This is a genomic window from Brevundimonas sp., from assembly GCF_019636155.1.
Lineage (GTDB): Bacteria > Pseudomonadota > Alphaproteobacteria > Caulobacterales > Caulobacteraceae > Brevundimonas.
This window is the reverse complement of record NZ_JAHBYB010000007.1, coordinates 1-26936: the sequence shown is the minus strand read 5'-3', so window position 1 is coordinate 26936 and position 26936 is coordinate 1. Positions and strand designations below refer to the sequence as shown.

Sequence of the window (26936 nt, the reverse complement as noted above, 5' to 3'; positions counted from 1 at the left end):
CATTAGGCGATCCCATCAAAACAACCGGCCGACGCCTTCGCGGATGCGGTCATGGACACGCCGCTCCGCCTCATCAGCCGCAGTCTGCGCCGCCCGATCGACCACGCCCGGCAACGGTCGGCCTTGTGCACCTACGGGACCGGGAGGCGCCTCGCCGGGCTGTCCGCCTCGGACGGCGGCCTGTCCGCCCGGTTGACCGGCCAATTGCGCGTTCACGGCAGCTTCGATAGTGGTATCGCGGCCGACGTAGGTTCCGTTCCAGCGGTCCAGTGGCGTGCCCTCGCAATGGCCGTAAAAACCCAGGAAATCATTGCTTTCGCGAGGAAAGTTAAACTGAAGCCGACCCCAGTAGTAGGTGCCGTTACGCGCGCTATCGCACCGCTGAGCGGCTGTTTGCTGGAACCAGTAGCCCTCGACGGTGTCATAGCCGTCCGCTTGGTGGTCCGCCGGATCGACACGCGCTTCAAACGTGCCTGCACCCGACCCGTCGTTATCATTTCCGACATAGTGCCCGGCGGCGCCGGCTCGGTCGTAACGATGCAGGACCAACCGCCCGAAGTCGGTCTCATAGATCCCGCCGATCATGTCGGGCCGATAGTCCACGCGGTAGGTCGGGCCGTCGTACGACTGGCCGACACCGCCCGCCGAAGGCCCGCCTCCTACGCCCGCGCCATTGGCCTGAATTCCGCCCGCGTCCCCACCAGCGCCCCAGTCGGCCGGCCCCAGGTATCGGACCGACGAGACCCTCGCGTTCCAGTCGCCCATGTCGCTGACCCGGCCCTGAACCACCCGGCAGCCGCCCCGATAGCCTGCATCCAGGCAGACCTCCCAGCGCCCCTCGGCGATCATGCTGCGCGCCCGGTCGCCGAACCGCACCGTGTTCAGGTTCTCGACGCCCCGGTCGACACGATGAGAATCCCCCGCGAAGCCCGTCTCGGCATACAGCCGGAGCGCCGGTCCGTTCTGGGCCGCCACGATGGTCGGCGTCAGAACCGCGATCGTGATCGCGCCGATGCCTGCTGCTGTTCGTTTCATGTTCCGTATCCTGTCCAGGGAGCCCCCACGGACAAGAACGTGATCCAGCGCTCAGGCCGGACATCGTCGATGCAAGATCGACATGGAAAGCATCGGGACGACCTAACCGGAGCCGGCGGCCCGCCTTGTTCGCCGAAGGTCTAGCGGCGTTTCATGCGACGGCGGCGATTGGCGATCATCTTCTCGACCAGTTCCTCGATCTCCCTGTCCTCATCGGACAGGGGCGCGGGGCTGGTGGTGTCTCCGTTCGTCGGTTGACGGTTGGGCGCGGCCGGTTGCTCCGCCTCCGTGGGAGGCAGGGTGGATGGTCCGGTCTGTAGCGGTGACGCGGGGTTCTTGCCCTGCCGAGTCATCGGTTGCTCCTGACAGATGGTTGAATTCTGGTCTCAGCAGGCCGCGCCCGCCATAGGGTTCGGCGACGTATCCTGGGCCTGCCGGCGGTATTGGGCCGATGGTTGCAACAGCATCGCCACGACATCAGCTTTCGCCGAGCCCGTTGCGACCGCCATCCCGTCCTTCAGCCCAAGGAAGCGCGCGCGCATCGGCGAGCCCTCGATCCCCGCAGCGCCTGCGGGAATTGCGACGACCTCAAAAAGCGCCCCACCGAGTCGAAACCAGACATGTTCGACGCCGCCTTGGTGCATCGACCCGGTCATTGCAGCACCCGGTGAATGGCGCGGCGCAGCAACGCGCTGACCGCTGCCTCACGGCTGGGCGCCGACACGCACTGGCTTCCGTCGATGATCCCGACGTAGAAGGCGCGGCCATCCGACCATTGCTGGTGAACGCTCAGCTTGGGCCAACCGATAGGGGACGTTATGGTATGGATGCGGTGACGCATTACGTTGCTCCTGTGTGGTCACAGGAACTGTGTCAGCCGCTCGATCCCTTGCATGCAAAGGGACTCATGACCCAGATTCAAACTAGGGCACTACCAGGTTCGCAGCCTCGCTTGACTCCGACCCGTGAGTCAGGCCCTTAGCTCAACCGCTCTCGCGGGAGAGACCGGGCCACGCTTCGGACCCGGAGCCGAAGGCGCAACCGCCCCGGAAACGCTCAGGCAAAAGGACCGCGAGGGCGCACGGACGCTGGAAAGAACCCGGCCGGGTTCGCCGACGGAGCAAGGCGCTTTCACGGGCGCCGGAATCTCTCAGGCTTCAGGACAGCGGGGGCGCTTCACCGGCGGGAAACCGCCCGAACAGGCGACCGCGAGGCCCAGATGTCCGACGAACAGCTGAAGACCACTCCCCTGAACGCCGCGCACCGCGCGCTTGGCGCCCGCATGGTCGGCTTCGGCGGCTATGACATGCCGGTCCAGTATGAGGGCGTGCTGGCCGAACACCGCTGGACGCGCGAACACGCCGGCCTGTTCGACGTGTCGCACATGGGCCAGGCGCGCATTGTCGGCGCCGACGCCGTGGCCGCCTTCGAGGCCCTGGTCCCCGGCGACTATGCGATCCTGAAGGACGGCAAGCAGAAATACAGCCTGCTGCTGAACGACGCCGGCGGCATCATGGACGACCTGATGGCCGGAAAGCCGGACCACACGGGCCTTTATGTCGTGGTCAACGCTGGCAACAAGGACGCCGACTTCGCCCATATCCAGGCGAAACTGGCCGGCGACGCCAGGCTGGAGATCCTGGCCGACCGCGCCCTGCTGGCCATTCAGGGGCCCGAGGCGGCCGAGGTGATGGCGGCGCACGAGCCAGCCCTGGCCGAGATGGGCTTCATGGATTCGGCCCGGCTGATGCTGTTCGGCGTCGATTGCTACGTCTCGCGCTCGGGCTACACCGGCGAGGACGGGTACGAGATTTCGGTCCCGGCCGCCGACGCCGAGCGGGTGTGGAGCACCCTGTTGCAGGACGCGCGGGTCAAGCCGATCGGCCTTGGCGCGCGCGACAGTCTGCGCCTAGAAGCCGGCCTGCCGCTGCATGGCCACGACATCGACGCCGGAACCAGTCCGGTCGAGGCGGCCCTGACCTTCGCCCTGTCCAAGGCGCGCAAGGAACGCGCCGACTTCCCCGGCGCCGCCACGATCAACGCCCAACTGGCCGACGGTCCGGCCCGCGTGCGCGTCGGCCTGATCGTCAAGGAAGGCGCCCCGGCCCGCGAAGGCGCCGAGATCGCCGATGCGGACGGCGCGGTCATCGGCGTGGTCACCTCGGGCGGGCCGTCGCCGACCCTGGGTAAGAACATCGCCATGGGCTATGTCCCGCCAGCCTTCGCCGAGTTGGGGACCGCGCTTCAGGTCATCGTGCGCGGCCGCGCCGCCGCCGCCGAGGTCGTGGCCATGCCGTTCGTCGCGTCGCGTTACTATCGCAAACCGAAAGTCTGAGAGGGGTCAGCCATGAAATTCACCAAGGATCACGAGTGGGTTCGCCTGGACGGCGACGTCGCCACCATCGGCATCACCAAACACGCCGCCGACGCCCTGGGCGATGTGGTGTTCGTCGAGGCGCCGCAGGTCGGCAAGACCGTGGGCAAGGGCGACGGCTTCGCCGTGGTCGAGAGCGTCAAGGCCGCCTCCGACGTCTACGCCCCCGTCTCGGGCGAGGTGGTCGAGGCCAATGACGCCCTGTCGGGCGCCCCGGAAACCGTCAACGCCGACCCCGAAGGCGAAGGCTGGTTCGGCAAGATCAAGGTCTCGGACGCTAGCCAGCTGGAAGCCCTGATGGATCGCGCCGCCTACGACCAGTATCTGACGACGCTCTGAAGACCCCTCTCCCATAGGGAGAGGGCAGGGTGAGGGGTTCGGCTGCCGCAAGGTCCACACAAACCCCCACACATCGTAACCCCTCATCCCAACCCTTCTCCCCCTGGGAGAAGGGCTAGGAACCGAACCATGCGCTACCTCCCCCTGACGCCCGACGACCGCGCCGCCATGCTGGCGGCCATCGGGGCCAAATCCATCGACGATCTGTTCGTGGACGTGCCGCAAGGCGCGCGGCGCGAGGGCCTGGTCGATCTGCCGCGCGTGGCGGGCGAGCTTGAGGTCGAGCGGGCCCTGGGCGCCCTGGCGGGCAAGAACGTCGCGGCCGGATCGGTTCCCTTCTTCTGCGGGGCCGGGGCCTATCGTCACCATGTGCCGGCGACGGTGGACCACATCATCCAGCGCTCGGAGTTCCTGACCAGCTACACCCCCTATCAGCCGGAAATCGCCCAGGGGACGCTGCAGTATCTGTATGAGTTCCAGACCCAGGTGGCGAACCTGACCGGGATGCAGGTCGCCAACGCCAGCCTCTATGACGGCTCGACCGCCATGGCCGAAGGCGTGCTGATGGCCACGCGGGTGACGCGCCGGAACAAGGCCGTCATCTCGGGCGGGGTGCATCCCCACTATGTCCGCGCCACCGAGACGGTGGTCCACGCCGTCGGCGTTCAGACCCAGGCCCTGCCCCCCGCCATCGACGCCGAGGACGCCGTGATCGCCGCTATCGGGCCGGACACGGCCTGCGTGGTGGTGCAGACGCCGAACGTCTTCGGCACGGCCACGGACGTGACGAAGATCGCCGAGGCGGCCCAGGCGGCGGGCGCCCTGCTGATCGTGGTGGTGACCGAGGCGGTGTCGATGGGCCTGCTGAAGTCGCCCGGCGAAATGGGCGCCGACATCGTGGCGGCCGAGGGCCAGTCGATCGGCAACGCCCTGAATTTCGGCGGCCCCTATGTGGGCCTGTTCGCCACGCGCGAGAAACTGCTGCGCCAGACGCCCGGCCGTTACTGCGGCGAGACGGTGGACGCCGAGGGGCGGCGCGGCTTCGTTCTGACCCTGTCGACACGCGAACAGCATATCCGCCGGGACAAGGCGACCTCGAACATCTGCACCAATTCCGGGCTGTGCACCCTGGCCTTCAGCATCCACATGAGCCTGCTGGGCGAGACAGGCCTGCGCCGCCTGGCCCTGCTGAACCACGAAAAGGCCGTGGCGACGCGCGACGCCCTGGCGGCCATTCCCGGCGTCGAAATCCTGACCCCGCGCCTCTTCAACGAGTTCGCGGTGCGCCTGTCCAAGAACGCCGCCGAGGTGGTCGAACGCCTGGCCCAGCAGCGGATCCTGGCGGGCGTGCCCTATAGCCGCCTGGCGCCTGAGGCGGGCCTGGACGACGTGCTGCTGGTCGCCGCCACCGAGACGACGACGGATGGCGATATCGACGCCCTGGCCGATGCCCTGAAGAAGGCGCTGGTGCGATGACCGCTCTCCTCCCTTCCCGTCGGCGGATGGGGGAAGGGCCGGGGATTGGGGTGACACCCTGTCCAACGGCCCTCTACAGGCGAAACACGCACTGCCGTTTCGTCCGCGCCACTCTCGTCAGCCGGTTTCACCCCCATCCCAACCCTTCCCCCATCAAGGGGGAAGGGCTCTGCAGCGGAGCCTCCGCATGAGCACCATGAACACCGTCGGCCGTCCGACCACGCCCAATGCGGTTGAGACCAAACCCGCCACCCTGACCGGCGCGCGCGGCTTGTTGCAGGACGAGGCCCTGATCTTCGAGGTCGGCCGCTGGGACGTGACGGGCGTCGACCTGCCCGCGCCCGCCGGCGACGGCTCGGATCTGGGTGACCTGGTGCGGCGCGATCCGATTGGCCTGCCCGGCCTGTCGGAGCCGGAAGCCATGCGCCACTATGTGCGGCTGAGCCAGAAGAACCACGCCATCGACCTGGCCATCTATCCGCTGGGCTCGTGCACGATGAAGCACAACCCGCGCCTGAACGAGAAGATGGCCCGCCTGCCCGGCTTCTCGGACATCCACCCGCTGCAGCCCCAGTCGACGGTGCAGGGCGCCCTGGCCCTGATGGACAGCCTGGCCCACTGGCTGACAACCCTGACCGGCATGCCCGCCGTCGCGTTGTCGCCCAAGGCCGGCGCCCATGGCGAACTGTGCGGCCTGATGGCCATCCGCGCGGCCCACGAGGCCAAGGGCGAGCATGAGCAGCGCCGCAAGGTTCTGGTCCCGACCAGCGCCCACGGCACCAACCCGGCCACGGCCGCCTTCGTCGGCTATTCGGTGGTCGAGGTGGCCCAGACCGACGACGGCCGTGTGGACGTGGCCGATCTGGCGGCCAAGCTGGGGCCGGACGTGGCCGCCATCATGGTGACCAACCCCAACACCTGCGGCCTGTTCGAGCGCGACATCCTGGAAATCAGCCGCCTGACGCACGAGGCGGGGGCCTATTTCTATTGCGACGGGGCCAATTTCAACGCCATCGTCGGCCGGGTGCGGCCCGGCGACCTGGGCGTCGACGCCATGCACATCAACCTGCACAAGACCTTCTCGACGCCCCACGGCGGCGGCGGGCCGGGCGCGGGTCCGGTGGTGCTGTCCGAAGCGCTTGCCCCCTTCGCCCCGGCCCCCTGGATCGTGGCCGATGGTGAAGGCTTCAAGCTGGTCGAGCGCGAGGAAGACGAGGCGGCCCAGGCCCTCGGCCGGCTGTGCGCCTTCCAGGGCCAGATGGGCATGTATGTCCGCGCCCTGTCTTACATGATGAGCCATGGCTCGGACGGCCTGCGCCAAGTGGCCGAGGATGCGGTGCTGAACGCCAACTACATCAAGGCCCGGCTGCAGGACCTGATGAGCCCGGCCTTCCCCGACGGCCCCTGCATGCACGAGGCCCTGTTCGACGACGAATGGCTGAAGGGCACGGACATCACCACCCTGGACTTCGCCAAGGCGATGATCGACGAGGGCTTCCACCCCATGACCATGTATTTCCCCCTGGTCGTGCACGGGGCCATGCTGATCGAGCCGACCGAGACCGAGTCCAAGGCCGAACTGGACCGCTTCATCGACGCCATGCGCGCCCTGGCGACGGCGGCGAAGGCCGGTGACGCCGACCGCTTCAAGGGCGCGCCCTTCCACGCCCCCCTGCGCCGCCTGGACGAGACCCGCGCCGCCCGCCAGCCTGTCCTGCGCTGGACGGCTCCGGAAGGGTCCAACGCCGCCGCCTGACCGGCCCCTCAATCGGCCTCTGCGGCCCGCGCACGGCAATGTGAACGGCGCGGGCGCAAACCGGCGTATGCTGATCCCTGCGTAAGTCGGGAACGAGCAGGCGTTGGGAGGCGCTATCGGTCATGATGTCACGCGTACAAAAGGGATTGGTCGCCGGTTTGGCCGCCACCCTGGCTATCGCGGCCCTGGAGGCCGTGAACATACTGGCGCTGAAGTGGTTTGCGCCCTTTCCCCTGATCCTGGCCAATCTGGTCGGACTGCCGGGCAATCTGGCGGTCGGATGGGTGTTGCACATGGTCGCGGGGATCTTCGTCCTGGGGCCGCTGTTCGGCATCCTGTGCCCACGCCTGCCGACGGACACGCCTGAAACCAAGGGCATCGTCTTCGCGGTCGGCGCCTTCGTGGTGCTGATGATCGGCCTGGTCCTGCTGGGCGATGGCGGGGTCTTCGGACGCAGTTTCGGCACCATCGGCTGGCTGGTCGCCACCCATGCGGTGTTCGGCATCGTCCTGGGCAATGTCTATGCCCGGCTGGTGGCGCGCGACCGGCGTGTCGAGGCCCCGGCGGGCGTCGCCCCGGCGCACTGAGACCGGCGCCGGCCTGAACGACAAAGGCCCCTGTCGCGGGACAGGGGCCTTGAAGCGTTTCACTGGGCCGCGATCAGAAGGCTCGCGCCTTCTCGACCCGACGCCGCCTGTCAGTTCAGCCGCTGGCCGATCTGGGCGATGGCGGCGTCCAGCAGGGGGTCGGCCTTCTGGGCGGCGGCGCGCTGGGTCAGGATATGTTCGGCGGCCTTGGCGGCCAGGTCGGCGGCGGCGGCCTTCACCTCGGCGGCGGCCTGGGCCTCGGCCTGGGCGATGCGGCGTTCGGCCAGCGCCTGGCGACGGGCCAGGCTCTCTTCCAGCTTGGCGCGCGATTCCTGTTCCAGCCGGCGGGCGTCGGCCTCGGCGGCCTTCAGCATCTCGGCGGCCTGGGCCTCGGCCTCGGCCTTCTCCTTGCGGATCTGGGCCAGCATGGCTTCCGCCTCGGCCCGCAGGCGCGCGGCCTCGTCCAGCTCGCCCTGGATCTTGGCGGCCTTGGCGTCCAGTTGGCCGCCGATCAGTCTGGGCGCGCCGGCGAAGACGACGATGGCGAAGAACAGCACCAGGCCGATGGCGACCCAGAGCTCGGGATTGTCCCAGGCGTAGAGGTGCGGATTGAAGAATTCCATCAGGCGGCTCCCTTGACCGCGGCGGCGGCCTCGGCGGCCGTCGGCGCCTTGCCGGTCAGGCGTTCGACGATGGCGCCGGCGGTGTCCGAAGCGATGGTCGAGACATTGGTCATGGCGGCGTCGCGGGTCTTGGCGATGGCGGCCTCGGCCTCGGCGATACGGGCCGAGACGGCGGCTTCCTCGGCCGCGGCGCGGGCCTTGGCTTCCTCGGCCACGCGGGCCGAGGCGGCGGAGGCGGTGCCCCGGGCCGAGGCGCGGGCGTCCTCGACCTCGCGCTTGGCGGCCTCGGCCTGGCCGGCGGCCTCGGCCTGAACCTGACGGGCCGCCTCGACGGCGCCCGAGATGGTGGCCGACCGCTCGTCGAACACGCGACGCATGCGCGGCGCGAAGATCTTGGCGATCAGGAAATACAGGATGGCGAACAGGAAGATCAGATAGACGATCTGCCCGAACCAGTGCTGGAACTCGAACTGCGGCAGGCCGCCGGATTCGTGCTCGGCGCCCGTGGCGTGTTCGGTCGTGGCGTGCGTGTCCTCGACCGCCACCGGGTGGGGGGCGTCAAGGGGCGTCGCGGTTTGGGCTTGAACGGTCATCGGTCGCCTGGAGGGTCTGCGTAAAGGGCGTCAGCGGGCGGCGCGGCGATCCGCGCCGCCGCCGAAACGGATCACGAAATCCAGATCAGGATGCCCATGACGAAGGCCAGGATGCCCAGGGCCTCGGCCAGGGCGGCGCCGACGAACAGGTTGCCGATCTGCGAGCCGGCGGCCGACGGGTTGCGCAGGGCGCCCGCCAGGAACTGGCCGAAGATGTTGCCGACGCCGATGCCGGCGCCGATCATGCCGCACATCGCGATGCCGGCGCCGATGAGTTTGGCGGCTTGAGGGTCCATGGTCGTAAGTCCTGTTCAGGTGGGGTTGGTAGGGATGAAAAGGCCGGGCCTTAGTGGCCGTGGCCCAGATTGACCACATCGTTGAGATAGATGCAGGTCAGAACCGCGAAGACGAAGGCCTGCAGGAAGGCCACGAGGAACTCCAGCGCCGTCAGCCCGACCGTCATGCCCAGCGACAGCGGGAAGATCAGCACGCCGAACCAGCCGGCGGCGCCGACCACGGCCGTGGCCACGAAGCCGGCGAACACCTTCAGGGCGATGTGGCCGCCCATCATGTTGCCGAACAGACGCAGCGTCAGGGTGACGGGACGCAGCAGGAAGGAGAAGAACTCGATCAGGCCGACGACCGGCCGCATCACCAGCGGCGCCCCCGTGGGCCAGAACAGCTTCAGGAAGCCCACGCCGTTCTTGACGATGCCGACGATGACCACCAGGCCGAAGGTCAGCAGGCCGAAGGTGGCCGTCACCGCCAGCTGCGAGGTGGCGGTGAAGCTCAGGAACATGCCCAGAAGGTTCATGCCCAGGATGAAGGTGAAGATGGCGAAGACGAAGGGGAAATACTTCTTGCCGTCGTGGCCGATGATCGATTCCGTCAGGCCGTCGATCAGGCCGAATAGCCCTTCGCCCACGACCTGAAGCCGGCCCGGCACCACCTTGGCGCCCGAGGTGACGGCGGTCAGGAAGCCGACGACGAGCAGGAAGCCGATGGTCATGGCCAGGTGCGAATTGGTGAAGGCCAGATGCACCGTGCCGACGACCGGCAGGGTGACTTCGCCGAAGTCGAGGCCCGGAAGGGGCTGAACCTGAAACTGGTGTAGCGGATCGGCCATCGGTCGATCAGGCTCCTTCGTCTTCGTCGTCGAAGGGAACCGACTGCGGCTCCCCGTGCGTGTTGGCCTCGGCCATCAGACGCTGCGCCGTGCGCCACGCCATCCAGACCGAAATGGCGAAGCCCAGAAGGACGCCGCCGATAAGTCCCACCGGCGTCGTGCCGGCGAAATGATCCACCGCCCAGCCCAGGGCCAGACCCACGAACACCCCGCCGAGCAGGTCGGCGATGATCTTCCAGGCCTGGCTGGCCGCCGCCTGCCCCGCCGCCTCCTGCGAGACCTTGGGGGTCGTGCGCGCCTCCAGATCGGATGCGCTTTTCTGGAGACGAGCGATCGCCTCTTCGCGCGATTCCGGTGTTTGGGGCATGGCGGCCTCAGCGCTCCGACGCGGGCGCCGAAGGGGGTCTGAATTCGGCGCGGAACCTATAGGCGGGGGTCGATTTGGTCAAGGACAGTATGGTGAGATGCAAAACACTGTCTTTGCTCATATTTCCTGCCCATCGAACAAGGCGCGGCGAACGGCCGCTGGCGGGGGCAGGCCGGAGGCCCTAGTTTGCCGTCCATGGACGCCGCCTCGACCTTCGCCGCCGATTCCCGCCGCCCGATCACGGTGCGGCTGGCGACCCCGCGCGGCTTCTGCGCCGGGGTGGACCGGGCCATCCAGATCGTCGAGCGGGCCATCGAACGGTTCGGCGCTCCGGTCTATGTGCGGCACGAGATCGTGCACAACCGCCATGTGGTCGAGCGTCTGAAGGCCCTGGGCGCCGTTTTCGTCAAGGAGCTGGACGAATGCCCCGACGACCGGCCGGTGGTCTTCTCGGCCCACGGGGTGCCCAAGTCGGTGCCGGCGGCGGCCCGGTCGCGCCAGATGCTGTTCCTGGACGCCACCTGCCCCCTGGTGTCCAAGGTCCATGTCGAGGCCGAGCGCCACCATGCGGCGGGCCGCCACATCATCCTGATCGGCCACGCCGGCCACCCCGAGGTGGTCGGCACCATGGGCCAGTTGCCGGCCGAGGCCATCAGCCTGATCGAGACGGTGGGCGACGCTGAGACGTTTGCACGGCCCGGCGACGCCCCCCTGGCCTATGTCACCCAGACCACACTGTCGGTCGACGACACGGCCGAGGTTCTGGCGGTGCTGAAGCGGCGCTTTCCGGAACTGCCCGACCCGCACAAGGAAGACATCTGCTACGCCACCACCAATCGTCAGGAAGCGGTCAAGCGGCTGGCCGACGGGTCGGACCTGGTGCTGGTGGTCGGCTCGCCCAACTCGTCCAACTCGGTGCGACTGGTGGAGGTGGCCCTGCGCGCCGGCGCCCGCGACGCCCGCCTGGTCGACGACGCCAGCCACGTCGACTGGTCCTGGTTCGATGGGGTGCGGACGGTCGGCGTCACCGCCGGCGCCTCGGCCCCCGAACCCCTGATCGAGGCCCTGATCGAAGCCCTCCGCGCCCGCTTCGACGCCACCGTGGTCGAAGACGACGGCGAGCGCGAGACGGTGGCCTTCAAGCTCCCGAGGGCGCTGACGGCCTGATCCATCGTCTCCTCCCCATTCCATGGGGAGGGGGACCGCCGCAGGCGGTGGAGGGGCCGTTCGCAACACGAAGACAGAACCCCTCCGTCTCGGCCGCTGCGCGTCCGATCCACCTCCCCATCGCTGCGCGACAGGGAGGAGACGCCTACTCCTCCCCCACGAAATCTTGGGCGAACTCGGGGCTGTCCTGGTCGAGGTCGGTCAGCAGGTCTTCCTCCTCCTCCGCGCCGCGGCCGGGGTCGGGCACTTCGAAGCCGGCGGGCATGGACAGGTCCAGCAGGCCCGCCGCCCGCATGTCCTGCACCCCAGGCAGGTCGTGCACGCTGGCCAGGCCGAAATGCTCCAGGAAACCGTCCGAGGTCGCATAGGTCACCGGCCGCCCCGGCGTCCGACGCCGTCCGCGCAGCCGCACGAACCCCATCTCCAGCAGCAGGTCCAGCGTCCCGCGCGACAGGGACACGCCGCGCACGCTCTCGATCTCGGCGCGGGTGCAGGGCTGGTGATAGGCGATGATGGCCAGGGTCTCCAAGGCCGCCTTGGACAGGCGGCGCGGCTCCTCGCGCTCCTGGGTCATCATGAAACTCAGGTCCGGCGCCGTGCGGAAACGCCAGCGGTCGGCGACGCACTCCAGCTCGACCCCCCGCCCCTCATACCGCGCGCGCAGGGCAGCGATGGCCGCACCGACATCGGCGTCTTCGGGCAGACGGCGCGCGATCTCGGCCGCCGACAGCGGTCCGGCGGCGGCGAACAACAGGGCCTCGACCCGGCGCTCGATCTCGGCCTCGTCCGGCTTGAACTCCAGGTCGCTCACGGCGTCAGCTCCATCGGCTGGCCGCCATCCGGCCCCTGGGCGCGGCGGCGCAGATACAGCGGGTCGAAGACCGCCGTCTGTTTCACATCCATGCCGCCCTCCTTCACCAGCTCCAGGCTGGCCGACAGGGTGGAGGCAACGTAGCTGGCCGTCGAGGGGCCGCCCTCGCCCTCCCCCTGCGGCGCCACCTGGTCCAGCGGGGTCCAGTCGTCCAGGCGCGGCATGATCTGGCGCAGCCAGTCGCGCGCGGCCTCCAGCGGGAAGGCCTCGACCCGCTGGGTCGGATTGTAGTGGCGGGCCTGTTCGCGGCGCCGCTGGACCACATAGGCGGCCATCAGATCGTACAGGCTGGCGTCGATCCGGTCGGACGGGATGATGACCGTGGCCTCGGGGTCGCCGCGGGTGAAGACGTCGCGCTTCAGCTGCGGCCGGCCGGTGATGGCCTCGACCGCCGTGCGCATGGCCTCCAGCTTCTGCAGGCGAAAGGCCAGGGCGGCGGCCATCAGCTCGGCCGGGGGCTCCTCGGCCTTGCCCTTCTCGGTGCGCGGCAGCAGCAGGCGCGATTTCAGATAGGCCAGCCACGACGCCATCACCAGATAGTCCGCCGCCAGGGCGAAATTGCGCCGCCGCGCCTCGTGGATGAAGGCCAGATACTGTTCCGCCAGCCGGGTGATCGACAGTTTCAGCAGATCGACCTTCTGGGTTCGCGCCAGGGCCAGAAGGACATGCAGCGGCCCTTCGTAGCCCTCCAGATCGACGACGAAGGCCTCGCCCTCCTCCACCTGATCGGCGGCGGCGAAATCCAGATTGGGCTGGAAGACGTCGGTCATACAAATCCTCCCTTCCCCCCTCGCGGGGGAAGGTGGGCGGCGGAGCCGCTCGGATGGGGGGGCGGGTTCAACATGCAGATCGTCAGACGATCGAGGCGAGGCTCGCAGCCCCCCCATCCGTCTCGCTCCGCGAGCCACCTTCCCCCGCGAGGGGGGAAGGAAATGACAGCGCCTCCGGTCATGATTGCGCCTCGCCCACATCCGGCCCGCGCTGCGCCTCCAGCTTGCCGGCCAGCATGGCCTCGAACCGCGCCCGCGCCGCCTCGACATCCAGAGGCTCCACCTCGCGCACGATGCGGGCCAGCGCCGCCTCGGCCCGCGCCTTCGATGCGCCTTTCAGACGGCCGACCGCGCCCGCGACCTGCCTCATCTCGCCCATGTCGCCGTTGCAGTGCAGGGCGATGTCGCATCCGGCCTTCATCGCCGCCGCCGCCCGCTCGGCCAGGCTTCCCGACAGGGCCTGCATCGACAGGTCGTCGGTCAGGATCAGGCCCGAAAACCCCAGCCCCTCGCGCATCAGCCGCACCGCCTTTTTCGACACCGTCGCGGGCCGCTTGGCGTCGATGGCGGTGAAGACGACGTGGGCCGTCATGGCCATGGGCATGTCGCTGAGCGCGCGGAAGGGCGGGAAGTCCCAGGCCTCCAGGTCTTCCAGCGGCGTCTCGACCACCGGCAGATCCTTGTGGCTGTCGGCGAAGGCGCGGCCGTGGCCGGGCATGTGTTTGATCACCGGCAGGACGCCCCCGGCCATCAGCCCCTCGGCCTGCGCCCGCGCCAGGGGGATCAGCCCCGCCGGGCTGTCGGCGAAGGCGCGGTCGCCGATGATGTCGTGGGCGCCGGGCACGGGGGCGTCCAGCACCGGGGCGCAGTCCACGGTGATCCCCACCGCCCGCAGGTCATGGGCCATCAGCCGCCCGCCCAGCCGCGCCAGCTCGCGCGCCGCCAGCGGATCGTTCGCCGCCTTCAAATAGGCGTTCGCCGGCGGATATCTGGACCAGTGCGGCGGGCCCAGCCGCTGGACCCGCCCGCCTTCCTGGTCGACCAGGACGGGGGCGTCCGGGTCATCGATCGTCTCGCGCAGGGCCTGGGTCAGGGCGCGCACCTGGTCCGGCCCGTCGACGTTGCGGCGGAACAGGATGAAGCCCCACGGCCGCGCGTCGCGGAAGAAGGCGCGTTCGTCCGCCGTCAGCCGATGGCCCGAACAGCCGAAGACGGCGGCCGATCTCACCGGACCAGGCAGTCCCGCCCGGCCGACCGCAGGGCGGCGCAGAAGGCCGTGGCCCGGTCGCGGCTCAGGCCGGTGAAGGTGGTGCGATAGACGGTCTGGCCCTTGGAATCGACCACCTCCTGAACCCGCTTGCCCGCCCCTTGCGCGAACTGGGGGAAACGGGCGGCGACGGCGGCGTATTCGCGGTCGGCCAGGGCGGTCGAGGAGAAGGCGCCGATCTGGACCGCCGACGACCCTGTGGCGGCCGGCGGCGCGGCGGCGGTCTCGGCCGGGGCGGCGGGCGCCGGGCGCGCGGGCGTGGGCGCGGCACGTTCGACCGGCGGCAAGGGCGCCGCCTCGACGGGAGCGGTCGGGCGCGGCAGGGGCGCCTCGGGCGGCGGGGTGAAGACGGGCGGCGCATCGGCGGCCGGGTCGCCGTCGCGATAGACGCGGATGCCGGCCTCGGGATCGACGGGCTGGGCCTCTATCGGCGCCTCGACCTTCAGGGTTCCGACCGGCTGGCCCACGGCGGGCGGGGCGTCGTTGGGCCCGCGCGCCCCGCTGCGATAGACCAGCACCACCGCGACGATCAGCAGCAGCAGAACGACAGCCGAGACGATCAGGGTCACCGGCGGCGCCCCGGCGCCCCCGCCCGTGCGGCGCGGCCCGCGTGCGTCATAGCCGCCGCTGCGGCGATACGGCAGGTCGTCGTCCGTGGGGGGCGTATAGGCGCCGCGCTCGCGGGACCGGGGATCGTCTTCATAGGACATGGGGGGCGCTCCGCATCAGGCCCCGCCCGCGAATCGCGCGGCCGGGGCGTCATCCTAACCCGCCCAGCGGCCCTTACGAATCACAGATGCAGCACCGGGTCGAGGGTGAACAGCTTGCGGTGGGTCTCTATGGCGTAGCGGTCGGTCATGCCGGCGATGTAGTCGCAGACGGCGCGCGCCGTCCGGGCCTGGTCCCCGACCGCCCGGGCCTGCCATTCGGGGGGCATGACCTCCGGCTCGGCCATGAACAGGACGAACATCTCGGCGATGATCCGCCGCGCCTGGGACCGCATCCGGTTGACGCGATAGTGGCGGTACATCCGCTCGAACAGAAAGGCCCTCAGCACCGCCAGGTCGGCCAGCATGGCGTCCGAGAACTGGACCAGGATCCGCCCCGCCGCCCGCACCGCCTCGACCGAACCGATCCGGTCCTGCGCCAGGCGCCGCTCCGTCTCGGCCAGCACGTCCTGGACCATGGCGCCGATCATGCGCCGCACGGCCTCCATCCGCACCATCCGGTCGTCCAGCCCCGGCCAGTCCGCGCGAACCCCCGCCAGGATCGGCCCGATCAGGGGAACCTCATCCAGATGCTCCAGGGTGAACAGTCCCGCCTGCACTCCGTCGTCCACGTCGTGGTTGTTGTAGGCGATGTCGTCGGCGATGGCCGCGCACTGGGCCTCCAGCGAGGCGAAACTGTCCAGCCGCAGATCCCAGCCGCCCTTCACTCCATATTCGGCGATGGCCTGCCAGGCGGGCTCGTCCAGCCGGTGCGCCACCGGGCCGTTGTGCTTGATGACCCCTTCCAGGGTCTCCCAGGTCAGGTTCAGCCCCTCGAAGGCCGGATAGCGCCGCTCCAGCTTGGTCACCAGGCGGAAGGTCTGGACGTTGTGGTCAAAGCCGCCGAACCCCGCCATCCGGGCCTGCAACTCGTCCTCGCCGGCGTGGCCGAAGGGCGGATGGCCCAGGTCGTGGGCCAGGGCCACGGTCTCGGCCAGGTCGACGTCCAGCTTCAGGGCGTGGGCCAGGGACCGGGCGATCTGGGCCACCTCCAGGCTGTGGGTCAGGCGGGTGCGGTAATGGTCGCCCTCATGCGCCACGAAGACCTGGGTCTTCTCCTTCAGGCGGCGGAAGGCGGTGGTGTGGATGATGCGGTCGCGGTCGCGGGCGAAGGCCGGGCGGGTGCGGCTGGGGCCTTCGGGGAAACGGCGCCCGCGCGAGGCGGCCGGGGTCTCGGCGAAGGGGGCGCGGTCAGGGGTCGCGGTCACGAAGGCGCTCGATCGGGCGCGGGCCTTTGCGATCGCCCGCCTGCCGCTCATATAGAGAGCCGTGAGCAGCGTCGAATCCCCCACCTTCCAGATTTCGCGTCCCGGCGAGGGTCCCGGTCTGACGCTGGACGCCTCGGCCGCGCGGCGTCTGGCGGCCCTGTCCGGGGCCGAGGGCCGGCCGGTCATGCTGCGCGTGGCGGTGGACGGCGGCGGCTGCTCGGGCTTCCAGTATCGGTTCGAACTGGTCGAGACGGCCGCGGCCGACGACCTGTCGATCACCGCCGCCGGCCAGACGGCCCTGGTGGACCCGGTGTCCCTGCCCTTCCTGGTCGGGTCCGAGATCGCCTTCGTCGACGACCTGTCCGGCGCCCAGTTCGTGGTCCGCAACCCCAACGCCGCCTCCAGCTGCGGCTGCGGCGTCAGCTTCTCGATCTGAACTTCCTTTTCCCCTCCGGGGGAGAAGGTGTCATGCCAAGCATGACGGATGAGGGGGATGCCCGGTCCAAGCTCGTCCATGGGAGCGCTCGCGGCGCCCTACCCCTCATCCGAGCCGCTCTGCGGCCCACCTTCTCCCCCAAGGGGAGAAGGGATTCAGCTTGCACTTAGTCGTTTTCCTAATTAGTCTCTTCCCTATGAACGCCCTGTTCAAGGCCCTGTCGCACCCCGTCCGGCGCCGCATCATCGAGATGCTGCGCGCCGGGCCGATGGCGTCCGGCGACATCGCCGCCGTCTTCGACATGAGCTGGCCCACGGTCACCGGCCACCTGAACGCCCTGAAGGACGCCGGCCTGGTCAGTCCCGAGCGCGAAGGGGCCTCCATCCGCTACCGGCTGGAGATCTCGGCGGTGGAGGAGGCCATGGCCTTCCTGATGGACATCGCCGGCGCGGGGCGCAACGCGGACAAGGAGACGACCGGATCATGAAACGCCCCACCCTGCTCGACGGCCTGAGCGGCGTCGCCGTCGTCGGCCTGCTCAGCCTGGCGGCCTGGATCGCCCTGGCCGGGCCCGAAGGCCCCCTGCCGATGCATTTCGACGCCTCGGGCCAGGTCGACCGCTGGGGCGACCGCACCCAGCTGGCCCTGCTGATCGGCGGCCTGGGCCTGCTGGCGGCGGTGATCTCGGGCCTGACGGGCCTGGCGGTCGCCCGCGCCGAGGACCCGGCCCGCCGCCGCGGCCTGATCAGCAGCCAGGCGGTCGGGCTGATCGCCGTGGTCGGGGTCGCCCTGATGGCGGCGGCGCTCGGCCTGAACGGCGCCGGCGATCTCCAGCCCGCCCTGCCCATGGCCCTGATCTCCCTGCTGCTGGCCGCCATCGGCGCCGCGGCCGGGCGGATCGGCCCCAATCCGGTCATCGGCGTCCGCACGCCCTGGAGCTACAAGAGCCGCCGCGCCTGGGACCGCTCAAACCGCCTGATGGGCCGGCTGTTCTTCTGGATCGGCCTGGCCGGCCTGGCCGCAGCCCCCTTCGCGCCCCAGCCCCTGGGTCTCAGCGCCCTGATCGTCGCCCTCCTGGCCGCCGCCGCCCTGGCGGTGTTCGAGAGCTGGCGCGTCTGGCGCGACGATCCCGACCGCCAGCCCTTCTGATCCCGCCCCAAGGACGCCCCCGATGATCCTCGCCGCCGCCCTTCCTACCCTGGTCCTGTCGACCCTGGCCCTGGCCGGCCCGACCGAAACCCCCGTCAGCGTCGCCGCCGACCCCGCGCCCCTGCACGGAACCCTGCTGAGGCCCGAGGGCGCGCCGCGCGCCGTGGCCCTGATGCTGCCCGGCTCCGGCCCCACCGACCGGGACGGAAACAGCCCCCTGGGCGTCGCCGCCGCCTCGACCCGCCTGCTGGCCCAGGGCCTGGCCGATCACGGCGTCGCCAGCCTGCGGTTCGACAAGCGCGGCGTCGGCCAGAGCGCGGCCGCCGCCCCTTCAGAGGCCGAGATGACCTTTGACCTGAATATCGCCGACGCCCGTCTGTGGATCGACCGCGCCCTGTCCGAAACCGGCCTGTCCTGCGTCTGGCTGGTGGGGCACAGCGAGGGCGCCCTGGTCGCCCTGGCGGCGGCGAGGGACAATGATCCGCGCATCTGCGGCCTGGTCCTCCTGGCCGGGGCGGGGCGCAAGGCCTGCGACGTGCTGCGCGAACAGCTGGAGGCCGCCCCCATGCCCGAAGACCTGAAGAACCAGGCCTTCGCCGCCATCCTGGATCTGGAAGACGGCAAGACCACCCAGGCGCCGCCCGCCCTGGCCAGCCTGTTCCGGCCCTCGGTCCAGCCCTATATGATCAGCTGGCTGGCCCTGGACCCGGCCGACCTGATCGTCGATTTCAACGGCCCCATCCTGATCGGCCAGGGCTCGACCGACCTTCAGACGACCCGTCAGGACGCCGAGACCCTGCACGCCGCCAACTGGAACACCCGGCTGGTGGTCTGGGAAGGGGTCAACCACGTGCTGAAGACCGCCCCGGCCGACCGCGCCGCCAACCTGGCCACCTATGCCGACCCCGCCCTGCCCCTGGCCTCCGGCGTGGTCGATGATGTGGCCGGCTTCATCCTCCAGCCGCGCTGAGCGGCCGGGCCGGCCTCACAGCGTTTCCATGAAACGCACGGGCCGGCCGTGCGCCGTCCCGATCAGCTCGCCGTCGCGCATCACCACCCGGCCGCGCACGATGGTCGCCATGGGCCAGCCGGTCGCCTCGAACCCGTCGAAGGGCGTCCAGCCGCAGCGGCTGGCGCCGTCCGCGTTGCGGATCACCCGCTTCGCCTTCAGGTCCACGAGGGTCAGGTCGGCGTCATAGCCCTCGGCCATCCGCCCCTTGTTGGCCGTGCCGAACACCCGCTGGGCCCCCGCCGAGGTCAGGTCGATGAACCGTTCAAGGCTCAGCCGCCCGGCCGCCACATGGGTCAGCATGATGGGAACCAGGGTCTGCACCCCCGGCATGCCCGAGGGCGAGGCCGGATAGGGCCGGGCCTTCTCCTCCAGCGTATGGGGCGCGTGGTCGGACCCCAGGACGTCGGCCACCCCCTGGTCGATGCCCCGCCACAGGCCCGCGACATGCTCGGCCGAGCGGATCGGCGGGTTCATCTGGGCCAGACCCTTCAGCCGCTCATAGGCCTCGGGCGCCGTCAGGGTCAGGTGCTGGGGCGTCAGTTCGACCGTGGCCACGTCCTTGTTCTGGGCCAGGAACTCGATCTCCTGCGCCGTCGTGACGTGCAGGACGTGGATGCGCCGCCCCACCTCGCGCGCCAGGCCGACCAGGCGGCGGGTCGACATGATGGCGCTCTCGGCGTCGCGCACCTCCGGGTGGCTGGTCCAATCGCCGGGCCGGGCCAGGGGGCGGCGGTCGACCAGGCGATATTCGTCCTCGGAATGGAAGGTGGCGCGGCGGTTGGTGTGGCGCAGCACCTCGCGCACCCCATCGTCGTCGGCGACCAGCAGGGTGCCGGTCGAGGCGCCCATGAACACCTTGACCCCGCAACAGCCGGGCAGCCGCTCCAGCTCGCCCAGGAAGCGGGCGTTCTCATGCGTGCCGCCGACATAGAAGGCGTGGTCGGTCCACATCCGGTCGCGCGCCCGGGCCAGCTTGTCGGCCATCGTATCCGGGTCGGTGGTGTTCGGTTCGGTGTTCGGCATTTCGAACACGGCCACGACCCCGCCCAGGGCGGCGGCGCGCGATCCGGTCTCCAGGTCTTCCTTCCACTCCAGACCGGGCTCGCGGAAATGCACCTGGGTATCGATGACGCCGGGCAGGACCGTCAGGCCCGAGGCGTCGAACACCTCCTCGGCCGAGGCCTGGGACAGGTCGCCGATGCGCGCGATGCGGCCGTCGATCACCCCCACGTCCGCCGGTCCATGCCCGGCGTGGTTGGCCACCTGGCCCCCGCGCACGATCAGGTCATAGCTGTTCGACATACCCAAAATCTCCGTCACCCTCGGGCTTGTCCCGAGGGCCCATGGCGGCCTCGGGCGCAGACGAAGGTGGAAAGGTGCGGCGCCGGATCGGCGATGCTCCGCATATGCGGAACGATGGGCCCTCGGGACAAGCCCGAGGGTGACGAGTTCTACGGCGTCGACCGTTCGGCCAGCAGCTTCCGCGCCGCCTTCAACACCCTTTCGTAGGGCAGGTCCATCATGTGCTGGATGGCCTGGTTCAGGCGGGGGTCCAGGGCCTTGAACTCCTCCAGGCTGCGCGGGCCGCGCACCGAGGCGCCCCGCCAGGGTCCGCGCATCGCTTCGTCGGACGGGCCGAACACCGCCACCGACGGAACGCCCGCCGCCACGGCCAGCTGGGTCCACAGGCTGTCATTGCCGACATAGAGTTTGGCGTGACGCAGGGCCGCCGCCGTCTGAAGCGGCGTCAGTTTTCCCTGCAGTTCGATCACCCGCGCGCGCGGCACGGCGAAGCGGATGGTGTGGGCCGCGTCGCGCTCGATCTCCTCGCCGACGATCATCAGTCGCCCGCCCGCCAGCGGCCCGTCGTCGGCCAGAAGCGGCGTCGCCACCTTGGCGAACCGTTCGGCGGGCCAGCGCTTGCCCATCCATTCCACTCCCGGCCCCACCGCCAGGATCGGCCGGTCGTCCGGCTTGATCAGGGCGTCGGCGACCGCCTGGGTCTCCTCCCCGACGAACAGTTTGGGCGCCGGGATCTCGTCCAGCTTCAGCACGGCGGCGGCGGCCTCCACGGCGTGCAGGCCCGGCGCGTCCTCGCCCCGTTCCGCCCGCTTCTGGCGCGTCAGCTTGGTCGCCAGCCCGGTGCGGCGCATGTCGACCACCAGGCCCCAGCGCGTGCGCCGCAGCCGGTTCCACAGCCCGATCCAGTCCAGCGCCCCTTCCTTCTCCAGCACGATCAGCCGGTCCAGCCGCGGCGTATCGGCGAACAGGGGCGCGCTCTGGGGCGAACCGACGATGGTGAAGCCGGCATGGCCGATCGTCTCGACCAGATGCGCCAGAACGCCCGAGGACAGCACCGCTTCCTCCGGGTCCGCCTCGGCCAGCCAAAGGATCGGAAACCGCCCGCTCATCGGAATCCTCCTTACAAGGATTCTCGCCCCATTGATCCTCCCCATCGGGGAGGATTCATTGCCCGGTCACTTCACCCGCACATAGCTTCCCGGCGCGGCCTCCAGGGCCTTCAGCTTGCCGGCGCCGGGCTTGCGCGCCTTGACCTTGTCGTCGGTCGCCGCGGCGTCCAGCCAGCCCTGCCACTCGGGCCACCAGGACCCCGGCCTCTGCTCGGCCCCGGCCAGCCAGGCCTCGGCGTCCGCCGGCGCGTCGTCATTGGTCCAATAGCCGTGCTTGTTGGCCGCCGGCGGATTGATCATCCCCGCATTGTGGCCCGATCCGCCCAGGATGAAGCGCGTCGGACCGCCGAAATGGCCGCGCCCGCCATAGGTCGCCTTCCAGGCCGAGACGTGATCGTCCTTCAGGGCCACGATCATCACCGGCGTCGTGACCGCCTTCAGGTCCAGGGCCACTCCGTCGATGGTGATCCCGCCCGCTTCCTTCAGGCGGTTGGCCTTCAGGACTTCGGACGAATACTGCTTCAGGAAGGCCGCCGGGATGCGCGCCCCGTCGTCGAACCACCACAGCAGGTCCGACGCCCGCGCCTCGTCGCCCAGCAGATAGTGGGTCACCACCGAGGACCAGATCAGGTCGTTGGCCCGCACCGTCGAGAACAGCCGCGCCAGGTCGTGCGCCTCGACATAGCCCTTGCCGTCCAGATAGCGGTGGAAGGCCTTCAGGTCCTGGTCGGCGGTGAAGACCGCCCATTCGCCGATGTCGGCGAAATCCACCAGGGAGGCGATCAGGGTCGCCGAGGCGATGCGATCCCCCTGACCCTTGCCCGTCAGATAGGCCAGGGTCATGGCCGTCAGGGTGCCGCCCAGGCAGTAGGAGACCAGGTCGACGTCCGCCTCGCCCGTCGCCTTGCCGACCGCGTCCATGGCCGCGACGATCCCGTCGACGACATAGGCGTCCATCCCCTTGTCGGCCTGGCCCTCGTCCGGGTTGGCCCAGGACACGACGAAGACCGTATGGCCCTGATCCACCAGCCATTTCAGATAGCTGGCCTTGGGCGTCAGATCGAACAGATAGTATTTGTTGACCAGGGGCGGGACGAACAGCAGCGGCCGGCGATAGACCGTCTCGGTCGTCGGCGCATACTGGATCAGCTCCAGCAGCTCGTTGCGGAACACCACCGCGCCGGGGGTCGCGGCGACGTTGACGCCCAGTTCGAAATCGTTCGGCGCGCGGCGGCCGACCAGTCCCTGCCCCCTGGCCACGTCCTCCAGCACGTTCGACAGGCCGGTCAGCAGGTTCAGCCCCCCGCTCTCGATCGTCTTGCGCGCCACCGTCGGATTGGTCGCGGCGAAATTGGCGGGCGACAGGGCGGCGATCAGCTGGCGCGACAGGAAGTCGACCTGGCTCCGCGTCGCCTCGTCCACCGGGGCGGTCGCCACCAGGTCCTGCATCTGTCTGGCCGACAGCAAATAGGCCTGTTTCAGCCAGTCATAGACCGGTTCCTCGCTCCATTCCGGGGCCGAGAAGCGGCGGTCGCCCCTGGCCGGCGCCGCGACCGGCTCGGCCGCGCCGGTCACCATCCGCTCGCCCATGGCGCGCCACAGGGCGGTCCAGTCGGTCCAGGCCCGGGCCTGGGCCTCCATCAGGCTGGCCGGCTGGGTCATCAGGGCCGTGTTGAAGGCCATGACCGCCCTGGGCAGGGTCATCGGATCGTAGGGCAGAGGCTGCGGGCTGGCCGCCTGGGCCAGGGCCGTCTTCATGGCCTCCGCGGCATTGGCGGCCAGGCCGGTCAGGGTCTCGGCCACCACCAGGGGATCGGGCCAGCCCGCCGTCGGGGCGAAAACGGTCTCGTGGGTCTGGGGTTTTTCGGCGGCCACGGACGGCTCCACTCTCTGCATCGTAAAAGCACGTCACCCTCGGGGATGTCCCGAGGGCCTATTCGTCCGCCGGCGCGACCGAAGACGCATCATCCATCCGGCCGCGTCGCCGACAATCGCCTTCTGACCGCCATGGGCCCTCGGGACAAGCCCGAGGGTGACGGAGGGCGTTACAGCGCCGTCAGGACGTCGACGGCCTCGCAGTCCTGCGCCGCCACGAACAGCAGAGCCAGCGCCCGATCCGGATTCTCGGCCGTCCAGCGCGGGCAGGGCGCAGGGGCGGCGTCGATCAGAGCCGTAAAGGTCTGGCCGGCGGGGGTCTGGGCGACGGGATAGTGGGCGGCGTCGAAAGCCATGGCGCGAGGTCCGGTTCAGGGGGTCCAGTTCGATGACCGGCGCTATCGCATGGCGTTTCTGCCTTATCCATGCCAGGATACGCGCAATCATCGTGCATTTCTGCACAACGAGGCCACCCTGTCCGATTTCAACTGGAACGACCTGCGCGCCTTCCTGGGCGTGGCCCGCACCGGCCGCCTGACCACGGCCGCGGCGCGCCTGGGCATGGACCACACCACGGTCGGCCGCCGGATCACGGCCCTGGAGGCCGGACTGGGCGCCCGGCTGTTCGACCGCAGCCCCCAGGGCTACGCCCTGACCCGCCATGGCGAGCGGCTGATGCCGACGGCCGAACATATCGAAAGTCTGACCCTGCGCGCCGCCGCCGACCTGGGCCAGGCGGACCAGACCGTCGGCGGGGTGGTCCGTATCGGCGCGCCCGAGGGGTTCGGCTCCTATGTCCTGGCGCCCCTGATGGCCGATCTGGCCGACCGCCACCCCGGCCTGGACATCCAGCTGGTGGCCATCTCGGGCGTGCTCAGCCTGTCCAAGCGCGAGGCCGACATCGCCGTCACCCTGTCGCCCCCGCGCGAGGGCCGGCTGGTGACGCGCAAGCTGACCGACTACGGCCTCAGCCTCTACGCCGCCCCGGCCTATCTGGACGCCCGCCCGCCGATCCGGACCCGCGCCGACATGGCCGGCCACCGCTTCGTCGGCTATATCGACGACCTGCTGTATGCGCCCGAGCTGGACTATATGCAGGCGCCCGACGTGGACATCCATGTCTCGCTGCAGAGCTCCAACCTGATCGCCCAGCTTCAGGCGACCCTGGCCGGGGCGGGGCTGTGCGTCCTGCCCGACTTCATCGCCGCGCGCGATCCGCGCCTGGTCCGGGTCCTGCCCGAGGCGGTCCATCTCCAGCGCAGCCTGTGGCTGGTCGTCCACGCCGACCTGAAGGCCCTGGCCCGCATCCGCGTCGTCACCCGGATGATCGTCTCCGCGGTCCGCAGCGATCGGTCGCTGTTCAAGGCCGGATGACGCGGGGCGGTTCTGTCCCTACTTAAGGGGGCCTGCCCCCTGCGAAAGCCTCCGTCGTGACCCTGCCCGCCCCTTCCGCCGCCGCCCGGAGCCGCCGCTAGATGGAGCATCTGGCCTCGGACATCGGCGCCTTCATCGCCCGCAACGCCGTCTGGGGCGGCCCCCTGCTGGGGCTGATCACCTTCGGCGAATCCATGGTCGTGATCGGGGCCTTCTTCCCGGCCACGGCCCTGATGCTGGTCGCCGGGGGCCTGGTCGCGGCGGGCGTTCTGGACGGGCCGACCGTCCTGGCCTGGTGCATCGCCGGGGCCGTCCTGGGCGACGCCGTCTCCTATGTTCTGGGCCGCCGGTTCGGCGGACGCATCTGGCGCGTCGCGGCCCTGAAGCCCCATCGCACCATCATGGCGCGGGCTCGGCTGTTCTTCCGCCGCTATGGGGTCGCCTCCATCTATCTGTGCCGCTTCATGGGGCCGGTGCGGGCCTTCGTGCCCCTGATCGCCGGCGCCACCGGCATGGCCCACCTCAGGTTCCAGCTGGCCAATCTCGGCTCGGCCGTGATCTGGGTTCCGGTGATGCTGGCGCCCGGCTATCTGGCCGGAAAGGGCGCCCGGATGATCGGCGGCGAGCATGCCCTGGAGTGGGCCCTGGGCGGACTGGCCGCCGCCGCGGCCCTGGCCCTGGTCCTGCATGCCCTGCGCCAGCGCCGCGCCAGCCGGCCCGACCCTTCGCTGGACGCCCTGGAGGATCCCCAGGCCTGACCCCAAGACTGACCCGGCCATGACTTTGTGTTTCGCGCCCTGAACCGGCCTTAACGCCCGGCGGTTTCGACGTCACAAAGGGCCCTGGCCCTCACCGAACTCCGGATTCCCTGATGATCAGAGCCAGACGCGCGCGCATCGTCGCCACCCTCGGCCCCGCCAGCCGCGCCCCCGGCATGGTCAAGGCCCTGGCCCAGGCCGGCGCCGACGTCTTCCGCCTGAACTTCAGCCACGGGACCCACGAGGATCACGCCGCCGCCCTCAAGGCCGTGCGCGGCGCCGAGATGGCGCTTCAGCGTCCCCTGGGCGTCCTGGCCGACCTGCAGGGCCCCAAGCTTCGCCTGGGCAAATTCCGCGACGGCGCCATCGATGTGAAGCCGGGCCACGTCCTGCGCCTCGACCTGGACCCGACGCCTGGTGACGCCACGCGGGTCCAGATGCCCCATCCGGAGATCTTCAGCGCCCTGCGCCCCGGCATGGCCCTGCTGATCGACGACGGCCGGGTGCGGCTGCGCGTGGGCCAGGGCGGCGCCGACTGGGCCGAGGTCACGGTCGAGAGCGGGACCCGCCTGTCCGACCGCAAGGGGGTCGCCGTCCCCGACTGCGTCATCCCCGTCTCGGCCCTGACGCCCAAGGACCGCGAGGACCTGGCCTTCGCCCTGCGCCTGGGCGTCGACTGGGTGGCCCTCAGCTTCGTCCAGAAGGCCGAGGACATGGCGGAGCTGAAGCGGCTGGTCGCCGGCAAGGCCGCCTGCCTGGCCAAGATCGAAAAGCCCCAGGCCCTGGACGACCTGGAGTCCATCCTCGACTACTGCGACGGGGTCATGGTGGCGCGCGGCGACCTGGGGGTCGAGCTTCCGCCCGAGGACGTGCCCGTGGCCCAGAAACAGATCCTGCGCGCGGCCCGCAATCGGGGCGTCCCGGCCATTGTCGCCACCCAGATGCTGGAATCCATGACCAGCGCCCCGGCCCCGACCCGGGCCGAGGCCTCGGACGTGGCCAACGCGGTCTATGAGGGCGCCGACGCCCTGATGCTGTCGGCCGAGACGGCCTCCGGCGACTATCCGCTGGAGACCGTGGGCATCATGAGCCGGATCATCGAGCGGGTCGAAAAGGACCCCCTGTGGCCCAGCCTGATGGACGCCGAACACGCCGGGATGGACGAACATGACGTCGACGCCCTGGTCGCCGCCGCCCGCAAGGCGGCCGAGGCCCAGGCCACCGCCTGTCTGGTGGTCTTCACCACCCTGGGCGGGACGGCGCGGCGGATGTCGCGCGAGCGGCCGCTCCAGCCCATCCTGGCCCTGACCCCCAATCCCGACACGGCGCGGCGCCTGGCCCTGGTCTGGGGCCTGGAATCCCGCCTGGGCAAGCAGCCGGAGTCGCTGGAGATGGTCACCGACGACGCCGTCGCCGGCGCCGTGCAATACGGCCTGGCCCAGCCGGGCCAGCGCATCCTGATCCTGGCCGGCACCCCCTTCGGGGCCCCCGGCGCCGCCAACCTCCTGCGCCTGGCCCACGCCCCTGCTCCTCGGAAACGCGGCCGCTGACCACCCTGTCCCGCCTCCTCCCAGTCGCGCAGCGATGGGGAGGTG

General features: G+C 70.1%; 31 protein-coding genes and 1 riboswitch. Of the genes, 13 read left to right on the top strand and 18 right to left on the bottom strand.

From position 1 onward, the window contains the following. Positions 1–15: 15 nt before the first annotated feature. From KF910_RS09215 to KF910_RS09200, 4 genes are all read right to left on the bottom strand, one after another. On the bottom strand, positions 16–1035 hold the full coding sequence (locus KF910_RS09215; protein ID WP_292260958.1) for a beta/gamma crystallin-related protein: 1020 nt from the start codon (positions 1033–1035) through the stop codon (positions 16–18). A gap of 140 nt (positions 1036–1175) precedes the next feature. Then, entirely contained in the window at positions 1176–1388 is a 213-nt protein-coding gene (locus KF910_RS09210) for a hypothetical protein (protein WP_292260956.1), read from the bottom strand. Positions 1389–1421: 33 nt separating this feature from the next. Further along, positions 1422–1691: a hypothetical protein gene (locus KF910_RS09205; protein ID WP_292260953.1), complete on the bottom strand. Its 270-nt coding sequence runs from the start codon at positions 1689–1691 to the stop codon at positions 1422–1424. Then, on the bottom strand, positions 1688–1876 hold the full coding sequence (locus KF910_RS09200) for a hypothetical protein (protein ID WP_292260951.1): 189 nt from the start codon (positions 1874–1876) through the stop codon (positions 1688–1690). The genes KF910_RS09205 and KF910_RS09200 overlap by 4 nt, the downstream gene beginning before the upstream one ends. 145 nt (positions 1877–2021) lie before the next feature. Then, positions 2022–2117, top strand: a riboswitch (glycine riboswitch). Positions 2118–2254: 137 nt separating this feature from the next. Here KF910_RS09200 and gcvT point away from each other — a divergent pair. The 5 genes from gcvT to KF910_RS09175 all read left to right on the top strand — a co-directional run bounded on the left by gcvT (position 2255) and on the right by KF910_RS09175 (position 7567). Further along, positions 2255–3370 carry a glycine cleavage system aminomethyltransferase GcvT gene (gcvT, locus tag KF910_RS09195; RefSeq protein WP_292260948.1) on the top strand — a complete coding sequence of 372 codons (1116 nt, stop codon included), beginning with the start codon at positions 2255–2257 and terminating at the stop codon, positions 3368–3370. A gap of 12 nt (positions 3371–3382) precedes the next feature. Beyond that, complete coding sequence (gene gcvH, locus KF910_RS09190) at positions 3383–3748, top strand: glycine cleavage system protein GcvH (protein ID WP_292260945.1); 366 nt, start codon at positions 3383–3385, stop codon at positions 3746–3748. A 129-nt stretch (positions 3749–3877) separates the two neighbouring features. After that, positions 3878–5224 (top strand): aminomethyl-transferring glycine dehydrogenase subunit GcvPA, encoded by a 1347-nt coding sequence (gene gcvPA / locus KF910_RS09185; RefSeq protein ID WP_292260942.1) that lies wholly within the window; start codon positions 3878–3880, stop codon positions 5222–5224. A gap of 187 nt (positions 5225–5411) precedes the next feature. Further along, entirely contained in the window at positions 5412–6980 is a 1569-nt protein-coding gene (gcvPB, locus tag KF910_RS09180; RefSeq protein WP_416354694.1) for an aminomethyl-transferring glycine dehydrogenase subunit GcvPB, read from the top strand. A 122-nt stretch (positions 6981–7102) separates the two neighbouring features. Further along, the gene (locus tag KF910_RS09175; RefSeq protein WP_323805627.1) at positions 7103–7567 is read left to right on the top strand and encodes a DUF6789 family protein; all 465 of its coding nucleotides are present in this window, start codon (positions 7103–7105) and stop codon (positions 7565–7567) included. A 110-nt stretch (positions 7568–7677) separates the two neighbouring features. Here KF910_RS09175 and KF910_RS09170 read toward each other — a convergent pair whose 3' ends face one another. From KF910_RS09170 to KF910_RS09150, 5 genes are all read right to left on the bottom strand, one after another. After that, positions 7678–8190: a F0F1 ATP synthase subunit B gene (locus tag KF910_RS09170; RefSeq protein ID WP_292260937.1), complete on the bottom strand. Its 513-nt coding sequence runs from the start codon at positions 8188–8190 to the stop codon at positions 7678–7680. Continuing rightward, the gene (locus tag KF910_RS09165) at positions 8190–8783 is read right to left on the bottom strand and encodes a hypothetical protein (protein ID WP_292260934.1); all 594 of its coding nucleotides are present in this window, start codon (positions 8781–8783) and stop codon (positions 8190–8192) included. Before KF910_RS09165 ends, KF910_RS09170 begins: the two co-directional genes overlap by 1 nt. Before the next feature lie 71 nt (positions 8784–8854). Then, complete coding sequence (locus KF910_RS09160; protein ID WP_056619394.1) at positions 8855–9079, bottom strand: F0F1 ATP synthase subunit C; 225 nt, start codon at positions 9077–9079, stop codon at positions 8855–8857. 50 nt (positions 9080–9129) lie between these two features. Next, positions 9130–9909 (bottom strand): F0F1 ATP synthase subunit A, encoded by a 780-nt coding sequence (locus tag KF910_RS09155; protein ID WP_292260931.1) that lies wholly within the window; start codon positions 9907–9909, stop codon positions 9130–9132. Between the two features lie 7 nt (positions 9910–9916). Beyond that, positions 9917–10276, bottom strand: coding sequence for an AtpZ/AtpI family protein (locus KF910_RS09150; RefSeq protein ID WP_292260928.1), 360 nt, complete (start codon positions 10274–10276; stop codon positions 9917–9919). A 195-nt stretch (positions 10277–10471) separates the two neighbouring features. On the opposite strand from KF910_RS09150, the gene ispH reads away from it, so the two are divergent. Then, entirely contained in the window at positions 10472–11443 is a 972-nt protein-coding gene (gene ispH / locus KF910_RS09145; protein WP_292261288.1) for a 4-hydroxy-3-methylbut-2-enyl diphosphate reductase, read from the top strand. A gap of 145 nt (positions 11444–11588) precedes the next feature. On the opposite strand, the gene scpB is transcribed toward ispH, so the two are convergent. The 5 genes from scpB to KF910_RS09120 all read right to left on the bottom strand — a co-directional run bounded on the left by scpB (position 11589) and on the right by KF910_RS09120 (position 16326). Beyond that, complete coding sequence (gene scpB, locus KF910_RS09140; protein WP_292260926.1) at positions 11589–12254, bottom strand: SMC-Scp complex subunit ScpB; 666 nt, start codon at positions 12252–12254, stop codon at positions 11589–11591. Beyond that, positions 12251–13084, bottom strand: a complete 834-nt coding sequence (locus KF910_RS09135; RefSeq protein ID WP_292260923.1) for a segregation and condensation protein A — start codon at positions 13082–13084, stop codon at positions 12251–12253. Before KF910_RS09135 ends, scpB begins: the two co-directional genes overlap by 4 nt. 178 nt (positions 13085–13262) lie before the next feature. After that, positions 13263–14312: a beta-N-acetylhexosaminidase gene (nagZ, locus tag KF910_RS09130; RefSeq protein WP_292260920.1), complete on the bottom strand. Its 1050-nt coding sequence runs from the start codon at positions 14310–14312 to the stop codon at positions 13263–13265. Next, complete coding sequence (locus KF910_RS09125) at positions 14309–15061, bottom strand: SPOR domain-containing protein (RefSeq protein WP_292260917.1); 753 nt, start codon at positions 15059–15061, stop codon at positions 14309–14311. Before KF910_RS09125 ends, nagZ begins: the two co-directional genes overlap by 4 nt. Positions 15062–15141: 80 nt before the next feature. After that, entirely contained in the window at positions 15142–16326 is a 1185-nt protein-coding gene (locus KF910_RS09120; RefSeq protein ID WP_292260914.1) for a deoxyguanosinetriphosphate triphosphohydrolase, read from the bottom strand. A 61-nt stretch (positions 16327–16387) separates the two neighbouring features. Here KF910_RS09120 and erpA point away from each other — a divergent pair, with 61 nt between their 5' ends. From erpA to KF910_RS09100, 4 genes are all read left to right on the top strand, one after another. Beyond that, positions 16388–16762 (top strand): iron-sulfur cluster insertion protein ErpA, encoded by a 375-nt coding sequence (erpA, locus tag KF910_RS09115; protein ID WP_292260911.1) that lies wholly within the window; start codon positions 16388–16390, stop codon positions 16760–16762. 196 nt (positions 16763–16958) lie between these two features. Further along, the gene (locus KF910_RS09110) at positions 16959–17249 is read left to right on the top strand and encodes a metalloregulator ArsR/SmtB family transcription factor (RefSeq protein ID WP_292260908.1); all 291 of its coding nucleotides are present in this window, start codon (positions 16959–16961) and stop codon (positions 17247–17249) included. After that, complete coding sequence (locus tag KF910_RS09105; protein WP_292260906.1) at positions 17246–17911, top strand: SdpI family protein; 666 nt, start codon at positions 17246–17248, stop codon at positions 17909–17911. The genes KF910_RS09110 and KF910_RS09105 overlap by 4 nt, the downstream gene beginning before the upstream one ends. A gap of 22 nt (positions 17912–17933) precedes the next feature. Next, positions 17934–18881: an alpha/beta hydrolase gene (locus tag KF910_RS09100; RefSeq protein WP_292260904.1), complete on the top strand. Its 948-nt coding sequence runs from the start codon at positions 17934–17936 to the stop codon at positions 18879–18881. A gap of 15 nt (positions 18882–18896) precedes the next feature. On the opposite strand, the gene KF910_RS09095 is transcribed toward KF910_RS09100, so the two are convergent. From KF910_RS09095 to KF910_RS09080, 4 genes are all read right to left on the bottom strand, one after another. Continuing rightward, positions 18897–20225, bottom strand: coding sequence for a dihydroorotase (locus KF910_RS09095; protein WP_292260902.1), 1329 nt, complete (start codon positions 20223–20225; stop codon positions 18897–18899). Positions 20226–20374: 149 nt separating this feature from the next. Further along, complete coding sequence (locus KF910_RS09090) at positions 20375–21334, bottom strand: glycosyltransferase family 9 protein (RefSeq protein ID WP_292260899.1); 960 nt, start codon at positions 21332–21334, stop codon at positions 20375–20377. A 66-nt stretch (positions 21335–21400) separates the two neighbouring features. Next, entirely contained in the window at positions 21401–23209 is a 1809-nt protein-coding gene (phaC, locus tag KF910_RS09085) for a class I poly(R)-hydroxyalkanoic acid synthase (protein WP_292260896.1), read from the bottom strand. Positions 23210–23379: 170 nt separating this feature from the next. Further along, positions 23380–23565 (bottom strand): hypothetical protein, encoded by a 186-nt coding sequence (locus KF910_RS09080; protein ID WP_292260893.1) that lies wholly within the window; start codon positions 23563–23565, stop codon positions 23380–23382. A gap of 49 nt (positions 23566–23614) precedes the next feature. Here KF910_RS09080 and KF910_RS09075 point away from each other — a divergent pair, with 49 nt between their 5' ends. From KF910_RS09075 to pyk, 3 genes are all read left to right on the top strand, one after another. Then, positions 23615–24583, top strand: a complete 969-nt coding sequence (locus tag KF910_RS09075) for a LysR family transcriptional regulator (protein WP_292260891.1) — start codon at positions 23615–23617, stop codon at positions 24581–24583. 101 nt (positions 24584–24684) lie between these two features. Further along, positions 24685–25341, top strand: a complete 657-nt coding sequence (locus KF910_RS09070; RefSeq protein ID WP_292260889.1) for a DedA family protein — start codon at positions 24685–24687, stop codon at positions 25339–25341. A 113-nt stretch (positions 25342–25454) separates the two neighbouring features. Continuing rightward, on the top strand, positions 25455–26891 hold the full coding sequence (gene pyk, locus KF910_RS09065) for a pyruvate kinase (RefSeq protein ID WP_292260887.1): 1437 nt from the start codon (positions 25455–25457) through the stop codon (positions 26889–26891). Positions 26892–26936: the final 45 nt, after the last annotated feature.

Coding starts and splice junctions, on each gene's coding strand:
- KF910_RS09215 (WP_292260958.1), bottom strand. CDS start 1,035: ATGAAACGAACAGCAGCAGGCATCGGCGCGATCACGATCGCGGTTCTG.
- KF910_RS09210 (WP_292260956.1), bottom strand. CDS start 1,388: ATGACTCGGCAGGGCAAGAACCCCGCGTCACCGCTACAGACCGGACCA.
- KF910_RS09205 (WP_292260953.1), bottom strand. CDS start 1,691: ATGACCGGGTCGATGCACCAAGGCGGCGTCGAACATGTCTGGTTTCGA.
- KF910_RS09200 (WP_292260951.1), bottom strand. CDS start 1,876: ATGCGTCACCGCATCCATACCATAACGTCCCCTATCGGTTGGCCCAAG.
- gcvT (WP_292260948.1), top strand. CDS start 2,255: ATGTCCGACGAACAGCTGAAGACCACTCCCCTGAACGCCGCGCACCGC.
- gcvH (WP_292260945.1), top strand. CDS start 3,383: ATGAAATTCACCAAGGATCACGAGTGGGTTCGCCTGGACGGCGACGTC.
- gcvPA (WP_292260942.1), top strand. CDS start 3,878: ATGCGCTACCTCCCCCTGACGCCCGACGACCGCGCCGCCATGCTGGCG.
- gcvPB (WP_416354694.1), top strand. CDS start 5,412: ATGAGCACCATGAACACCGTCGGCCGTCCGACCACGCCCAATGCGGTT.
- KF910_RS09175 (WP_323805627.1), top strand. CDS start 7,103: ATGATGTCACGCGTACAAAAGGGATTGGTCGCCGGTTTGGCCGCCACC.
- KF910_RS09170 (WP_292260937.1), bottom strand. CDS start 8,190: ATGGAATTCTTCAATCCGCACCTCTACGCCTGGGACAATCCCGAGCTC.
- KF910_RS09165 (WP_292260934.1), bottom strand. CDS start 8,783: ATGACCGTTCAAGCCCAAACCGCGACGCCCCTTGACGCCCCCCACCCG.
- KF910_RS09160 (WP_056619394.1), bottom strand. CDS start 9,079: ATGGACCCTCAAGCCGCCAAACTCATCGGCGCCGGCATCGCGATGTGC.
- KF910_RS09155 (WP_292260931.1), bottom strand. CDS start 9,909: ATGGCCGATCCGCTACACCAGTTTCAGGTTCAGCCCCTTCCGGGCCTC.
- KF910_RS09150 (WP_292260928.1), bottom strand. CDS start 10,276: ATGCCCCAAACACCGGAATCGCGCGAAGAGGCGATCGCTCGTCTCCAG.
- ispH (WP_292261288.1), top strand. CDS start 10,472: ATGGACGCCGCCTCGACCTTCGCCGCCGATTCCCGCCGCCCGATCACG.
- KF910_RS09135 (WP_292260923.1), bottom strand. CDS start 13,084: ATGACCGACGTCTTCCAGCCCAATCTGGATTTCGCCGCCGCCGATCAG.
- KF910_RS09125 (WP_292260917.1), bottom strand. CDS start 15,061: ATGTCCTATGAAGACGATCCCCGGTCCCGCGAGCGCGGCGCCTATACG.
- KF910_RS09110 (WP_292260908.1), top strand. CDS start 16,959: ATGAACGCCCTGTTCAAGGCCCTGTCGCACCCCGTCCGGCGCCGCATC.
- KF910_RS09105 (WP_292260906.1), top strand. CDS start 17,246: ATGAAACGCCCCACCCTGCTCGACGGCCTGAGCGGCGTCGCCGTCGTC.
- KF910_RS09100 (WP_292260904.1), top strand. CDS start 17,934: ATGATCCTCGCCGCCGCCCTTCCTACCCTGGTCCTGTCGACCCTGGCC.
- KF910_RS09095 (WP_292260902.1), bottom strand. CDS start 20,225: ATGTCGAACAGCTATGACCTGATCGTGCGCGGGGGCCAGGTGGCCAAC.
- KF910_RS09090 (WP_292260899.1), bottom strand. CDS start 21,334: ATGAGCGGGCGGTTTCCGATCCTTTGGCTGGCCGAGGCGGACCCGGAG.
- KF910_RS09080 (WP_292260893.1), bottom strand. CDS start 23,565: ATGGCTTTCGACGCCGCCCACTATCCCGTCGCCCAGACCCCCGCCGGC.
- KF910_RS09075 (WP_292260891.1), top strand. CDS start 23,615: ATGGCGTTTCTGCCTTATCCATGCCAGGATACGCGCAATCATCGTGCA.
- KF910_RS09070 (WP_292260889.1), top strand. CDS start 24,685: ATGGAGCATCTGGCCTCGGACATCGGCGCCTTCATCGCCCGCAACGCC.
- pyk (WP_292260887.1), top strand. CDS start 25,455: ATGATCAGAGCCAGACGCGCGCGCATCGTCGCCACCCTCGGCCCCGCC.